At 65.0% G+C, this 14469-nt stretch carries 11 protein-coding genes; 8 read left to right on the top strand and 3 right to left on the bottom strand.

Annotation, left to right across the window (positions count from 1 at the left end; translation table 11 throughout):
- Positions 1-57: 57 nt before the first annotated feature.
- Positions 58-2946 (bottom strand): disk-shape morphogenesis protein volactin, encoded by a 2889-nt coding sequence (locus NMQ09_RS13560; protein ID WP_255191117.1) that lies wholly within the window; start codon positions 2944-2946, stop codon positions 58-60.
- 166 nt (positions 2947-3112) lie between these two features.
- Here NMQ09_RS13560 and NMQ09_RS13555 point away from each other — a divergent pair, with 166 nt between their 5' ends.
- A complete protein-coding gene (locus tag NMQ09_RS13555) occupies positions 3113-4963 on the top strand; it encodes an acyl-CoA dehydrogenase family protein (RefSeq protein WP_255191116.1) in 1851 nt (616 codons plus the stop codon).
- A 39-nt stretch (positions 4964-5002) separates the two neighbouring features.
- Here the strand turns inward: NMQ09_RS13555 and NMQ09_RS13550 are convergent, their stop codons facing one another.
- Complete coding sequence (locus NMQ09_RS13550; protein WP_255191115.1) at positions 5003-5242, bottom strand: hypothetical protein; 240 nt, start codon at positions 5240-5242, stop codon at positions 5003-5005.
- A 108-nt stretch (positions 5243-5350) separates the two neighbouring features.
- Between NMQ09_RS13550 and NMQ09_RS13545 the strand changes: the two genes are divergently transcribed.
- Positions 5351-5611 carry an amphi-Trp domain-containing protein gene (locus NMQ09_RS13545; RefSeq protein WP_255191114.1) on the top strand — a complete coding sequence of 87 codons (261 nt, stop codon included), beginning with the start codon at positions 5351-5353 and terminating at the stop codon, positions 5609-5611.
- Between the two features lie 262 nt (positions 5612-5873).
- The gene (gene metG / locus NMQ09_RS13540) at positions 5874-7961 is read left to right on the top strand and encodes a methionine--tRNA ligase (RefSeq protein ID WP_255191113.1); all 2088 of its coding nucleotides are present in this window, start codon (positions 5874-5876) and stop codon (positions 7959-7961) included.
- A gap of 58 nt (positions 7962-8019) precedes the next feature.
- Here metG and NMQ09_RS13535 read toward each other — a convergent pair whose 3' ends face one another.
- Positions 8020-8589, bottom strand: a complete 570-nt coding sequence (locus tag NMQ09_RS13535; RefSeq protein ID WP_255191112.1) for a hypothetical protein — start codon at positions 8587-8589, stop codon at positions 8020-8022.
- 255 nt (positions 8590-8844) lie between these two features.
- Here NMQ09_RS13535 and NMQ09_RS13530 point away from each other — a divergent pair, with 255 nt between their 5' ends.
- The 5 genes from NMQ09_RS13530 (at position 8845) to ligA (ending at position 14452) form a co-directional block, all read left to right on the top strand.
- The gene (locus NMQ09_RS13530; RefSeq protein WP_255191111.1) at positions 8845-9330 is read left to right on the top strand and encodes a hypothetical protein; all 486 of its coding nucleotides are present in this window, start codon (positions 8845-8847) and stop codon (positions 9328-9330) included.
- A 277-nt stretch (positions 9331-9607) separates the two neighbouring features.
- Entirely contained in the window at positions 9608-10024 is a 417-nt protein-coding gene (locus NMQ09_RS13525) for a DUF2178 domain-containing protein (RefSeq protein ID WP_255191110.1), read from the top strand.
- Entirely contained in the window at positions 10021-10221 is a 201-nt protein-coding gene (locus NMQ09_RS13520) for a helix-turn-helix transcriptional regulator (protein WP_255191109.1), read from the top strand. Before NMQ09_RS13525 ends, NMQ09_RS13520 begins: the two co-directional genes overlap by 4 nt.
- A complete protein-coding gene (locus NMQ09_RS13515) occupies positions 10214-12364 on the top strand; it encodes a serine hydrolase domain-containing protein (RefSeq protein WP_255191108.1) in 2151 nt (716 codons plus the stop codon). The genes NMQ09_RS13520 and NMQ09_RS13515 overlap by 8 nt, the downstream gene beginning before the upstream one ends.
- A gap of 435 nt (positions 12365-12799) precedes the next feature.
- Positions 12800-14452, top strand: coding sequence for an ATP-dependent DNA ligase LigA (gene ligA, locus NMQ09_RS13510; RefSeq protein ID WP_255191107.1), 1653 nt, complete (start codon positions 12800-12802; stop codon positions 14450-14452).
- Positions 14453-14469: the final 17 nt, after the last annotated feature.

Raw genomic sequence — 14469 nt, 5'->3', positions numbered from 1 at the left:
TGCGTCGGAACTGACGTACAGCGGTCCGTCTGAGTCGGGGTCGGTTCGCCGCGAGAACTACGACGACAAATACACCGCCCCAGCGACGAGAACGACGCCGAGGAGGACAGCCCCGAGCCCGAGCGATGCGTCACCGGCCAGTACGAACGCGCCGCCAGCGACGAGCCCAGCACCGCCACCACCCGCCAGCACCGGCGTCACAACGCCGGCTCGCCGCGCTGACTGTCCGGCCTCGAGCTCTTCCCGGAGCGCAGCCACCGCGGCTGCGTCGACCTCGTCGCCCGAGTCCCGCGTCGACGTGTCCGATTCGTGCGCCGACTCGAGCGAATCCAGCCGAGCCGTCGCCGTCTCGATGCGCGCTTGGATCGCCTCGAGGGAGCCGTCGACAGCCTCGATGTCGTCGGAGACCGTCTCGAGGGTCTCGGCTCTCGTGTCGGAGTCCGCCTGAAGCACTTCGAGTGCAGCGCGGAGTTCGTCGACGGCATCGGCGGCTGCTGCGTCGTCGGCTTCCCTCGCGATCTCGTTGAGGCGTGATTCGAGCGTCGCGAGATCGTCCGCCGACGCCGGGGTCGTCCGGTCGGCGATCGAGGTCGACAGCGCCGAGACGTCGGCCTCGACGGCCGAAAGCGTCGACTGGACCTCCTCGAACGACGACTCGAGGTCGCCGAGACGCGTCTCGAGGTCGATGGAGCGTTCGTCGACGGCGTCGACGGCCGCACGACTCGCCGCGTCGTCGACGGTGGATTCGAGCGTCTCGAGGTCGGCCGCCAGCGAGTCGAGCGTTTCGTCGACCGTCTCGAGTCGACCGTCGACCCTCTCGAAGTCGCCGTCAATCGAGTCGAGGGCCGTCGATAGCGTCTCAGTGGCGACCTCGAGATCGGAGAGTGACTGCGTTGTGGCCTCGACGTCGGCCTCGAGCGTCGCCGTCGTCTCACCGAGGTGCGTTTCGAGCCGTTCGACGTCGGCCTCGACCGAGGCGAGTTCGTCGCCGGTCACTGCGTTCCCCTCGAGGGTTTCGACCGACTCGCCGAGGGCATCCAGTCGGTCCTCGGCCGACGTCCGAACGTCGTCGAGGTCGTTTTCGATCGAGTCGAGTTCGTCCCCGATCGAGTCGAGTCGCGTTCCGAGGTCGTCCTCGAGTGCCGTCACCGCCTCGTCGATGGATTCGAGGTCGGTCTCGAGCCCGCCGACGCGGTCCTCGACGTCGGCTTCCAGGGTTTCGACCCGCTCGTCCACGCTCTCGTCGAGCCGATCGAACCGCTCGTCCACGCTCTCGTCGAGCCGATCGAACCGCTCACCCACGTCATCGTCGAGTCTGTCGAGCCGGGCGCCGGCTCGTTCTGAAACCTCCTCGATCCGCCCGGAGAGTCCCTCGGCGCGAGTCCGGACCGTCTCGAGCCGGTCGTCGACTCCCGACAGGTCGTCGGCCACGGTCTCGAGGTCGTATCGAACGTCCTCGACGTCGGCGGTGGTCGCTGCAGTCGCGGCGAGGTCGTCGAGTCGGTCCTCGAGTGTGGCTCGCTCGTCGGCGACACGCGCTTCGACCGTCGAGACGGTTCCGGAAACCGACTCGAGGTGGTCCTCGAGTGACCGAAGCGTCTCTCGAATCGCGTCGAGATCGTCCACGAGATCGGCGACGTCCGCGTCGGTTTCGCGCTCGAGGGCCGCGAGGTCGTCGGCGAGCTCCTCGAGTCGATCGTCGAGCCGGTCGACGTCCGCGGCCGCCGCGCTCTGCCGTTCGAGGGCGTCGTGGGCCGCGACGAGTTCGTCGACCGCTTCGGCGACCGTTTCGATCTCCTCGTCGCGGGTCGCGAGGCGGTCGAACAGCCGGTCGATGGCCGCATCCGTGCTGGCGTCGGTGTCGTGCTCGACCGGTTGTTCGTCGAACGCCAGCGTGTCAGCGCGTTCGTCGTCGGCCGACGTCGCAACTGCGGGCGCGTCGTCGTCGCTCGAGGCGTCCGACCAGGTGACGGCTTCGTAGGCGTCCACGTCGTCCCGGGCGGCTGCGAGCGCGCCGCGAGCCGGACAGCGCGCCGGCTCGTCAGCGAGCCGAACGCCACGGATCGAGAAGGGGAGCGTCGCCGCGTCGAACCGTCCGCCGAGGAGAAATTCGACGCCCTCGACGGCGCGGTCGCCACCGACGGCGACCGGGACGGCGATCCCTCGCTCGAGGTCGGCCTCGGCGGCCGCAGCCTGAATCGCGGCGATCAACTCCCCGACGAGGGCGTCGTACGCCTGCGCCAGCGCGCGCTCTACCTCGCCGGCCGCGGCGTTCGGATCGAGCGCGAACTCCTCGAGCGTCGCGGCGACGTCCGTTCGCGAGGTGCCGGTCTCCTCGGCGACGCGATCGACGATCCACTCGCCGCCGCTCGAGAGCGAGACGGCCATCACCGGCACGCCGTAGTACGCGAGGGCGACGCTCGTCGTTCCCGCCTCGATGCAGACGCCGAGCCCGGTGTAGTTGTCTGCCTCGAGCTGATCGTAGATCACGGCGAACCCCCTGGTCACCGCCGTCGCGTCGACGCCTCGATCCTCGAGGATCGCTTCCAGGCTCGTCCGGTGTGCCTCGGCTGGTTCGTCGGCATCGACGAGCGGGCCGGGCGTGGTGTAACAGAGTCGCCCGTCGGCCACGTCGGCGAGCAGGCCGTCGAAGAGCGCCTCGAGTGCGGGTTCGGCGTAGCGATCGCCGATCAGAAAACCGTTCGCGAGCAATCGAACCGGCTCGTCGCCGGTCGACTCGGCCACGGTTGCCGCGTCCGAACCCAGGACGTACGTCGCTCCGTTCCGCTCGATCGCGTGACAGGCGTCGGGATCCACGCCGGCCGACTCGAGCGTCGACTCGTCGGTTGCCAGCGCAATCGGCGGCTCCGACTCGAGCGCCAGGTCGTTGGGCTCCCCGCTGACCGATCGAAGCGCCCCCGTTCCGATGTCGAGGCCGTGTACCATGCCCCCGGAAACCGCGGGCGGCCTCTTGGTCGTTCCCCTCCGAGTACCAGAACTGAAAATTAGCGGTCGGACACCGGTCGATACAGCAGCCGGGGCAAACTCGAGTAAACGTGCGTCGTGTTATCTGGCTGCACGTTTATGGTCGATAGTCACCAACCGAGCGCGTATGAGCGAGGGAATCGACTACGGACAGCTCGAGAAGGGACGACACGTCAACTACTGGGAGCTGGACCGAACGATCCAGCGCGAACTGCGCCGGGTGTACGCCGCCGACGAGTTCGAGTGGGCTGTACCCCGACTCGAGTCGTTCGGCGAAATCGTCGGACACACGATCGCGGACAACGCCGACTACGTCGACGACCACGGACCCGAACTCGAGCCCTACGACGCGTACGGCCAGGTGCAAAACGTCGTCCGCTACCCGGCCGAACTGCTCGAGAGCGAGCGGCTGGTCTACGAGGCGGGCACCGTTTCCGACTCGTTCCGGGCCCCGCCGGGACGGGACGAGCCGATGCCCCTGAGCCACTACCTCGGGATGCTGTACCTGCTGTCGTACGCCGACGGCGGACTCGCCTGCCCGGTGGCGATGACCGCCGGCGCGGCGCTCGTCCTCGAAAAGTTCGACGACGGGTCCCTCGAGCCCTACTACGACGCCCTCGTCAGCCGCGAGCACGACGACCTGATCGAGGGGGCGATGTTCCTCACCGAGAAACAGGGCGGGAGCGACGTCGGGGCGAACGAGACGCGCGCCGCGTACGACGAGTCGGCGGGCTGCTGGCGGCTCACGGGCGAGAAGTGGTTCTGCTCGAATATCGACGCCGAGGGCACGCTCGCGCTCGCCCGGACCGAAGACGCCCCTGCGGGAACCGCCGGCCTCTCGATGTTTCTGGTCCCTCACGGCGACCCGGACGACGGTGTCCTCACGAAGGGGCGCCGCGCCGCGTTCTCGGGAACGCCGCCGGGAGACGCCCTCAACGACCAGTTCTACCGCCGGCTGAAGGACAAGCTTGGAACGATCTCCGTCCCGACGGGCGAGGTCGAGTTCGAGGAGACGCCGGCGTTTCTCGTTGGCGAGGCGGAATCTGGTTTCAAGCAGATGGCCGAGATGCTTAACCTCGAGCGGCTGTCGAACGCCGCCGCGTCGTGCGGGATCATCGGCCGGGCACTGCTCGAGAGCAAAATTCACGCCGCGGACCGCGAGGCGTTCGGCCGCACGATCGACGCGTTCCCGCTGATGCGCGCGGACCTCGTGGATATGGCCGTGGACCACGAAGCCGCCACGGCCTTTACGTTCGAGGCGTCGCGGCTGCTCTCAGAACGCGAGCGAGCCGAGCGAAACGGCGAGAACCGGACGAGCGCCGGCGAGGACGTCGAGAACGTCTACCGGCTGCTGCGGCTGTTGATCCCGATTGCGAAGCTTCGAACCGGCCGGATGGCCGTCGATACGGCCTCTTACGCCATGGAGATCCAGGGCGGCAACGGCTACGTGAACGAGTTCGTCACTCACAGACTGCTCCGGGACGCCCAGGTACTCCCCATCTGGGAAGGCACCGAGAACGTCCTCTCGCTCGACGTCCTCCGGGCGCTCGAGCGCGAGGCGTCCCACGAGCCGTACGTCGAAGCCGTCCAGGCGCGACTCGAGGCCGCCGCCCACCCAGCGCTCGCCGAGCCGGTCGAGGCGGTCGAGGCCGAGTTCGCCGACCTCTCGGCCGCGCTGGCCACGCTGGCGAGCGAAGGCGAAGCGTACGCCCAGCTCTCGGCGAAACGTCTCGCCCACTACCTCTTCGACGTCTTCACCGCCGCCTTGCTGCTCGAGGAAGCCCAGGCCGGCCTCGAGAACGGCGACGCCCGCACGGCCCTCGTCGCTCGACGCTTCGTGGACCGACAGCTCCGGACGCCCGAGGCACGCGGGATCACCACGGGTGATCGGCTCCCCCTCGAGGCGTTCGACGCCATCGTCCGGTACGCGCCGCTCGAGCCCGAAGCGGTCACCGAACTCGAGCTGGCGGATGACTGAGCTGGTGGCGGTTTTCGTCGGTAGCAGACGGGGTGATCGTCACGCTCGGCCGGCACCGTACACGCCGAGGTAGATCGAGACGACCGCACAGCCGATGCCAGCGTAAAAGAGGAGGCTGAACGCCGAGTCGGCGGCGATCGGCGAGGCGTCGCTCGAGACCGCGCCGACGAATCCGATCACGACGAAGCCGAGCGCCACGAGCCGCAGGATCGACGGCACGCTGTCGCTCACGGTTTTCGAGGCCGCCACCTCGTCGTCCTGATCGTGTTCGCCCCCCATCGTGCTACCTCGATCGACGACGGTCAGGATAAAGAACGCTGCGGGTTCGAGGATGGCTTTCGTGGGTAGTGAGTGGTTTTATCCGTCCATCCGTTGAACGCCTCTCGTATGTCTGAGGAAACCGAAATCGAATACGAGCGTGACCTCTCCCGGGACGAGATCGCCGACCACCTCGAGCGCTTCGCCGACCGACTTCGAGGGTCGGACGAGATCGAACTCGAGGTCGGTGACGAGACCGTCGTCGTCAATCCGCCCGAAACCGTCGAGTTCGAACTCGAGGTCGAAGACGAACCCGAAGACGGCGGCGTCGAACGGAGCATCGAGTTCGAACTCGAGTGGATGCGAACGGACGACGAGGAGCCGCTGTAACCGACACGGTCGTCGGTGCATGGAAATCTTTTTTTCGAGCGAGCGAGTATCACCGCGCGTGATTCCGACGGCAGCCGTCGCGTTCGCCGCTCGTTCTATGCGTATGTAGCACCCGCTGTCGTCGGGGGGAGCGCCACGAACTCGGCCGGTCATACGGCCCTCACGTGGCGTCGAAACCCGGACTCGAGGACTCGACGCGGAGTATCGGCTGTCGAGAACGAAATCGGCGGGTTTTACGCCCGTCACCAGAGACACCAACCACATGAGCCACGACGACTATCCAACGGATCGCCCCGCGGTCGTGACCTGCGGGTTGCCGTACGCCAACGGCGATTTACACATCGGTCACCTCCGCGGCTACATCGGTGCAGACGCGTTCAACCGCGCCCTCAAAACCCTCGGCCAGCAGTCGGCCTACGTCTGTGGGTCGGACATGCACGGCACGCCCGTTGCCGTCAACGCGGAGGAAGAGGGCGTCGAGCCGGAGGCGTTCGCGCTGCGCTGGCACGAACAGTACGAAGAAACCTTCCCGCAGTTCGCCGTCGACTTCGACAACTACGGCCACACCCACGACGAGACGAACACCGAGACGACCCAGGACATCGTCCTGACGCTCGAGGAAGAGGGTCACATCTACGAAAAAGAGATCCAGGTGGCCTACGACCCCGACGCCGACCAGTACCTCCCCGACCGCTACGTCGAGGGGACCTGTCCGTACTGCGGTGCAAAGGCTCGCGGCGACGAGTGTGACGAGGGCTGTCAGCGTCACTTAGAGCCCGGCGAGGTCGAGGACCCCCACAGTTCGATCACGGGCAACCCCGCGGAGTACCGCGAGCGCACCCACAAGTTCTTCCGCGTTTCGGACTTCGAGGCGTACCTCACCGAGTTCCTCGACGACCTCGAGGGAACCTCGAACGCCCGCAACCAGCCCCGCCAGTGGATCGAGGACGGCCTGCAGGACTGGTGTATCACCCGCGACATGGACTGGGGGATCGACTACCCCGGCGAGGGGGCCGAGGACCTCGTGCTGTACGTCTGGGTGGACGCGCCGATCGAGTACATCTCCTCGACGAAGCAGTACACAGCACGAGTGGGTGCCGACGAGTACGACTGGGAAGACGTCTGGAAGGACGAGGGCGAGATCGTCCACGTCATCGGCCGGGACATCATCCAGCACCACACCATCTTCTGGCCGGCGATGCTCGAGGGAGCCGGCTACAACGCCCCACGCGCCGTGGCCGCGACCGGCTTTATCACGATCGACGGCAAGGGCCTCTCGACCAGCCGCAACCGGGCCATCTGGGCCCGGGAGTACCTCGAGGAGGGCTTTCACCCCGATCTGCTCCGGTACTACCTGACGACCACGGGCGGCCTCCAGCAGGACGTCGACTTCACCTGGACGGCCTTCCAGGAGAAGGTCAACGGCGAACTCGTGGGCACGGTCGGCAACTTCTGGTACCGCTCGCTGCTCTTTGCCTACCGAAACTACGAGGGGACGCCCGAGGCCGAGGTGTCAGGGGAGGTCGAGAGTCGGATCAACGGCGCGATCGAGGAGGTCCGCGAGGCGGTCAACGACTACTCGCTCCGAGGCGTCGGCCATGCCGCCGTCCGCCTCGCCCAGTTCGGCAACGAGTACATCCAGCGCAACGAGCCCTGGAAGCTCACGGACGACGAGCCCGACGAGGCGGCTCAGGTCATCCGCGACTGCGTCCAGCTCGCGAAGGCCGTCGGCGTCCTCTTAGAGCCGATTGCCCCCGGCAAGGCCCAAGCCCTGTGGGAGCAACTCGGCGAGGAAGGCGAGGTCGCCGACGCCCACCTCGCCGAGGCCCTCGAGGCTCCGCCCCGACACTTCGACGAACCGGGCGAACTCTTCGAGAAGATCGAGGACGACCGCGTCGACGAACTCGAGGAGAAACTCGAGGCGAAGATCGAGGCGGCTGCCGAGGACGCGTCGGAAACCGAAAGCGACGAGACGGATGAGGGAGAAGCCGACGACATGGCAGCCACCGACGACCTCGAGCCCCTGCTCGAGGATCGCATCAGCTTCGAGGAGTTCCAGGATCTGGACATCCGCGTCGGGCGGATCGAGGCAGCAGAAGGCATCGACGGCGCGGACGACCTCGCGCGCCTCGAGGTCGACATCGGCTTCGAGACCCGCCAGGTCGTGGCGGGAATCAAGCGTCTGCACGACCTCGAGGAGCTGCCGGGCACGAAGTGCATTCTGCTGGCGAACATGGAGCCCGCCGAGCTGTTCGGCGTCGAGAGCAACGGGATGATCCTCGCGGCGGGCGAGCAGGCGGACCTGCTGACGACCCACGGCGACGCCGAGCTCGGCGAAAAGGTCAGGTAGGACCGGCTCTCGAGCGGCTGAGCCGCGGCAGTTTTCGTTCAACAGCCGGTCGGCGGTTTTAGCAGTCTAACTCGACCCAGATAACGGATTCGACGTCGAAGACTGTAACGTCCGGATCCGGAACCTCGGGGACGTCGGCCCGGAACGTCTGGTCGCCAGTGAGGATGTAGGCCGAATGTTTCTCGGGACTGTGACCCACCCACTCGGGTTCATCGTCGCCGCCGCCACGATACGTGACCCCACCGACGAGGTGAAGACCGACGACGCTTCCGTCGTCGTTCCATTGAACGTCCCGAACCGCCACGCCCACGCTCGAGAGATGCCTGCTGGAATCGGTCTGCTCGAGATGTGCCCGTTCGATTTCTCGCACTGTAGCAACGATCTCGTCTCGATCAGCCTCCTCGATGGAGTCCGGGAGCGTCAGTGCCGGGGAGTCGTCGTCCGAAGCTACTGGACAGGATCGATCTCCGGCAGCTGCTGGGAGGAGATCGTCTTCGGAGTTCGTGGACTCGTTGGCGGCAGCTGTCGAGGACGGACGATCGGATTCGTGATCGGACTCGTCGTGCAGACAGCCGGAGACCGCGATCGAGGCCGAACCGATCGCCGTGAGGAGGGCTCGCCGCTTCATGGCAATAAATTGTTGAATACATATAAATGCTTTCTGTGAACACAGTCGTACCGGGATCGTATTTCGGTTCGAACCGAGTCCAGGTCGTCTATCGTCCGAGCGCTCGCTTCGAAGACGGGGTTTCCCGCGAAACACGGCTGAACCCGCCCGGTTCGAGCCGTCGGTTCGTTCCCAGACGGACGGGTTCGGACACGTCACACAGAGCGATCGCGGTCCCCACCCACGATTTATCGTGATTCGGCGTGGACGTCCGGTGTGACCACGACCAGACACCGACTCGTGTGGGGCAGTCCCGGGGCTCCTCGAGCCCTGGTGATCGGCGGCTTCGCCGCGCTCGTCCTGGCCACGCTGCTCGCCGTGGTCGCGACGAACGTACTCGAGCCCGCCAATCCGGTCAGGCGGGTGGTCTACGACGTCGGGTTCCCGTTCGTGCTCTTCTACGCGCCGGGGCTCGCCGCCGCGCTCGTCGCCTACCTCAGGTGTGGCGCGGTGACGGGCCTGGCGGTCGGCCTCGTTCCAGCCGCCTTTTTCGCGACGGTCGCGATCGTCGGCGTCGTCGTTGGGCTTCCGGGCGTCGGTGGCGGGGACGCTCCGCTCTGGACCATCACGCTTGCGTTCGCGACGGTCAGTATCGTCGCCGCCGTCGTGGGGTTCGCCGCCGGGACCGTCGTCCGGGTCGTCGTGATGGCCGTTCGTCGGCGTGGCGGTGACGAGACTGGGGCAACCAGTGAGAGGGAGTAGCAGCGCCGATCATCGTTTTGGGTCATTTCTCTCCAGTGGCAGGTCGGATCTGCTGATTCGGTAGTGGGATATCCAAGATCACCGACTGAGGCTCTATTCAGGACCAGACTTCCGAATACGCTGGCTCTTTATCAGGCGATCGGTGCGGTCTTCGGTGGGGGAGACTACATCTGGAAGTAGTCGTGAGCAGTCAGTCGAGGGGTAAGGTTTAAATCCATGCGTAAAGCAGGCTTTACTGTAAAGTGAGCTTTACGGAAAGCTCGCTTTCCACACAATCATGAACGAACCCACTCACTCGACGAATCTCCGGATCAAACGACGACAGCGGTACAAACGCCTGGCGTTCGGCAGTCTGGTCGTCGGTATCACTGGCTTGCTGGTTGCCTCGTACCTCGATCAGGTTCTAGTTGGCGTCTTCATCTACTGGGCGGGGTTCGTCGGGATGCTTGGCGTATGGCAGTTCAGCCCAGTGACGCTCTATGACGAGCGAGACACAGCCATCGAACGCAAAGCGAGCGACTACACCCTCGGCGTGTTCGCCATCGCCGGCGTACTCGCTATACCAGGGTTAGTTGCGCTCGAGGCAGAGGGTATTCTCACCCTCCCGGCTGCGTTCGACGGGATGGCCGTCACGTTCGTTGCCGTCTTCGTACTCTTCGGCGTGATTTACACCGTTCTCCGCCGACACGCATGAAGAACGACCTGCGAGAACGCCGGGAGCGTGAGGGCAAGAGCCAGGCAGATCTCGCCGCCGCTGTCGACGTCACGAGACAGAGCATCAATGCGATCGAACGCGGGCGGTACGATCCGTCGCTGGAGTTGGCGTTCAAGCTCGCTCGCCACTACAACTGCACGATCGAAGACATCTTCGAACCATCACTCGATGACTGACACGAACCAAGACTTCGACAGCAGAACAGAGCGCTCCAGGAATGCGATTCCAGAACGTTCTGGAGGCGAACATACACGTCGAACTCTCCTCGTAGGCACAGGGGCGCTCGTCGCTGGAAGTCTGGCCGGGCCGCGATCGGTCCGGGCCGCCCCGGGTACACAATCGCCGCTCGAAACGCCAGGGGTTCGAGAGCGTGCTGTCAAGAACGCTGATGACTATGACGTTTCACTTGACGGCATCGAGGCTGTCATCGACGAGGAGATGAAGGAAGTGATCGACGACGGCGATGTCGTCGGAGCCACGGTCGCTGTTGTCCACGACGGCGAGTCCGTGCTGACGAAGGGCTACGGCCAGAACGATCCTGAAAGCGGCGAGCCGATCGACGAAAGTACACCCTTCCGGATCGCGTCGGTCACCAAGCCGGTCGTATGGACGGCCGTGATGCAGCTCATCGAGGCCGGCGAAGTGGATCCACACGAGGATGTTGGGACGTATCTTGATTCAGTCAACATCCCTGAGACAATCGACGAGCCGATCACCCTCGCACATCTGGCAACCCATACAGCCGGGTTCGAAGAGCGCAATCAGGGGGTGTGGGTGGACGATCCCGAGGACCGACGTGCGCTAGTCGAGGTACTTGATACCGAGCAACCCAGCCGTGTACGAGCACCTGGAACCGTCAGTTCGTATTCGAACTACGGGACGGCGCTGGCGGCCCAGATTGTCGCTGACGTGACTGGACAGGAAATCGAATCCTACCTCCAAGAGCACGTATTCGATCCCCTTGAGATGCACAATGCATCGGTCGCACAACCGTCGGATCCTCCCGCCACGCAGGGGTACACCGCCGCACTCGGGTCACCGTCTGCTGCTCCAGGCTTAGCGATAGAACTCTGGCCGGCTGGTTCCATGACGGCAAGTGCCACGGACATGGCCCGATTTATGCGAGCCCACCTGGCCGATCCGGAGACGGGTGATCGGGGCCTCTCAACAGGCGTCGTCTCGCGTATGCGCGAGCAGTGGTTTACACACCACCCCGCACTCGATGGGCTCGGCTTCGGCTGGATCGAAGACACGAGCAGAGGCGTTCGGACCCTGTGGCACAATGGCGCGATCCCGGGATCGTTTTACAGCCATCTCGTACTCGTCCCGGGCGCAGATCTCGGGCTGTTCGTTGCGTATAATACGGATGTCGGTGCGGGGGCCGCCGGCAGTCTGGTCGATGCATTCCTCGAGGCGAGCGTCGGACAGGAAGCACCAGCGGATCGTGAATCGGACGGGCCTCCGAGTAGGGCCGATGAACTCGCTGGGACGTTCCGCAGCGTCCGGGTGGCTGAGAACTCACATTCGAAACTGTTCACGACGCTACAGGCTGGACGGATAGCGGTCGAGATTGATGGCGACTCTCTGCTCACCGAGATGGGCGGATCAACGACGAGGTGGGTCGAACGGGAACCGCTCGTGTTCGATCAGGTCGATGGACACGAGACCCTTGCGTTCTCTGCTGATCTCTCTCATCTCTTCGTTGGATCTCAAGCGTTCGAGCGCCCACCCAGATCCGAGTCGTTGGCATACCATGGAGTGCTCGGTGCAGGTGCCGCACTCGGGATGGTCGGTGGAATTGTCGGCCCTCCGGTCGCAAGCGGGATACGACGGCTTCGGAGTAACGACTCCTCGAATTCGATCGACCCCGAATCGGAAGCAGAGGCTCGTGGTGATGGTCACGAGGAAGCGACCAGAAACCGATCGGGCAGTGGGTCGACAACCGACGATTCGGACTCGAGCGAAGCATCCAGCGGATTTTCGGCCCGAGTATCGAGGTTGCTCACGTCACCCAGGATTGCTCGGCGTATCATGATCGCGGCTGCGGGATCCGTAGTCGTCTTCGCTGTGAGCGTTGTCACTGGCATCATTGTGAACCCGACGCTGCTCTCACAGCCACCGCTGTGGTATCAGCTCGCCTTGTTGCTTCCACCAATTGCCACTCTACTGATAGTTGTTTCGATTGGATCAGCCGGCCTGACGTGGCGTGCGGGACTGTGGTCTCGGCGGTCGTCAACCGTCTATACCGTCCTCACAGTGTCGACGGCGATCGCATGCTGGCTGTTGTACTACTGGAATTTCTTCGCCACCACAGGGTAGAGACTCGAAGCGGGCTCAAGATTCACAGCGCGAGTGTTCTACATGATTGGGTTCGGATTGTCAGGGTAGGGCCAGTAAATGAGCAACGGAGCGGCGATCGTACTCACCACTAGCTATCAAAACGGTGTGAGGAACGTGGGATGCGTTTGCAACATGAAGAGTCGGACTTTCAGTGAATCGTGTTGTACTTCGGGTATTTAACGCAGTTTCTATGGTATACTCGGAGCGAGCGCTGTCTCAGCAATCTGCGATCGGCGGTGTTTTCTGCTTGGGGGAATTGGTAGAGCAATCATCGGTGCCACGACCAATGTGTCGAGTTTCGCCCTCTGGACTGCTACCGGAGCTGGTGTCGGTATGTCCTTATCATACATCTATCGGACTGTCCAACAGAAAATAGTAAAACGTTAAGCAGCGACCGTCACCTACACCACGTCGATGGAGTTCGCCGCCTTCGCCGAGCGTGCCGGGGAGATCGAAGCCGAGTCGGCCGACCTCGAGATCGTCGACCACGTCACCGCGTTGCTCGAGGAAGCGAACGACGACCTCGAGGTGGTCGCCCGGTTCGTCCAGGGGCGGGTGGTCCCGGCGTGGGACTCGACGACGCTCGACGTCGGGCCGAGCACGTGCTACGAGGCCATCGCGCGCGCAGCGGGGACGAACGTCTCGGCGGACGACGTCGAGGAGCAACTGGCCGAAGTGGGCGAGATCGGCGAAGTGGCGGCAGGTTACGACTTCGGCGGCCAGCAGGGCCTGTCGGCTTTCACGGGCGGTGGGGCCGACGACCTCACCGTCCGCGAGGTTCACGAGACGCTAACCGACCTCGCGGACTCGTCGGGATCGGGCAGCCAGGACCGCAAGGTAGACCTGCTGTTTGGCCTGTTCAACCGCTGTTCGAGCGCGGAGGCACGCTACCTCGCCCGACTGGTCCTCTCGGAGATGCGCATCGGCGTCGGCGAGGGGACGGTTCGAGACGCCATCGCCGCGGCGTTCGACGTCCCCGCCAGTCGAGTCGAGCGCGCCCTGCAGGTCTCGAACGACTACGGTCGGGTCGCCGTCGTCGCTCGCGACGAGGGCCTCGAGGGGCTCGACGCGTTGGAACTCGAGGTGGGCCGGCCCGTGCAGGCGATGCTCGCCCAGGCCGGGACGGTGACGGGTGCGCTGGAAGACTGGGAGGTGGCGGCCGTCGAGTGGAAGTACGACGGAGCGCGGGTGCAACTGCACCACGACCCCGACGGCGAGACGCGCGTCTTCTCGCGGAACTTAGAGGACGTCACCGACGCGCTCCCGGAGGTCGTCGAGTTCGCCGACGAGCACCTCGAGGTATCGACCATCCTCGACGGCGAGGTCGTCGCGGTCGACGACGCGGGTGAGCCGCTCCCGTTCCAGGAGGTGCTGCGCCGGTTCCGGCGCAAACACGACATCGCGAAGGCGCGCGAGAACGTGGCCGTCCGTCCGGTCTTTTTCGACTGCCTGCACGCCGACGGCGAGGACTTACTCGAGGCGCCACTGACGGAGCGTCACGCCCGACTCGAGTCACTCCTGACCGACGAGGGGTTGTCGATCCTCTGGCACACGGACGACCCAGCAGCGATCGAGTCGATCGACGCCGAGGCGCTCGAGGCGGGCCACGAGGGGATCATGCTGAAAGACCCCGACTCGGCGTACTCGCCGGGTCGACGGGGGAAACACTGGCGCAAGCGCAAGCCCGACGTGGAGACGCTCGACTGCGTCGTGACGGGCGCGGAGTGGGGTGAGGGCCGACGAGCGACCTTCCTCGGCACGTTCGAACTTTCGATCCGTGACGGCGACGAGTACGCGACCGTCGGCAAGGTCGCGACGGGGATCACCGACGAGAAACTGGCCGAGCTCACCGAGCTGCTCGAGCCCCACGTCCGCGCCCAGGACGGTCGCGAGGTCGACCTCGAACCGGCGGTCGTCTTCGAGGTCGGCGCCGAGGAGATCCAGACCTCGCCGACGTACTCCTCGGGGTACGCGCTTCGATTCCCACGGTTCATCGGGGTTCGCCACGACAAGGATCCGGCGGATGCCGACTCGCTCGAGCGAGTCGAGGCCCTTCGGAAGCTGTAATCGGCGTTTGGTGACGG

It is taken from the genome of Natronobeatus ordinarius (assembly GCF_024362485.1).
GTDB classification, from domain to species: domain Archaea; phylum Halobacteriota; class Halobacteria; order Halobacteriales; family Natrialbaceae; genus Natronobeatus; species Natronobeatus ordinarius.
The sequence above is the reverse complement of the archived record's forward strand: the minus strand, read 5'-3'. Positions and strand labels throughout refer to the sequence as shown.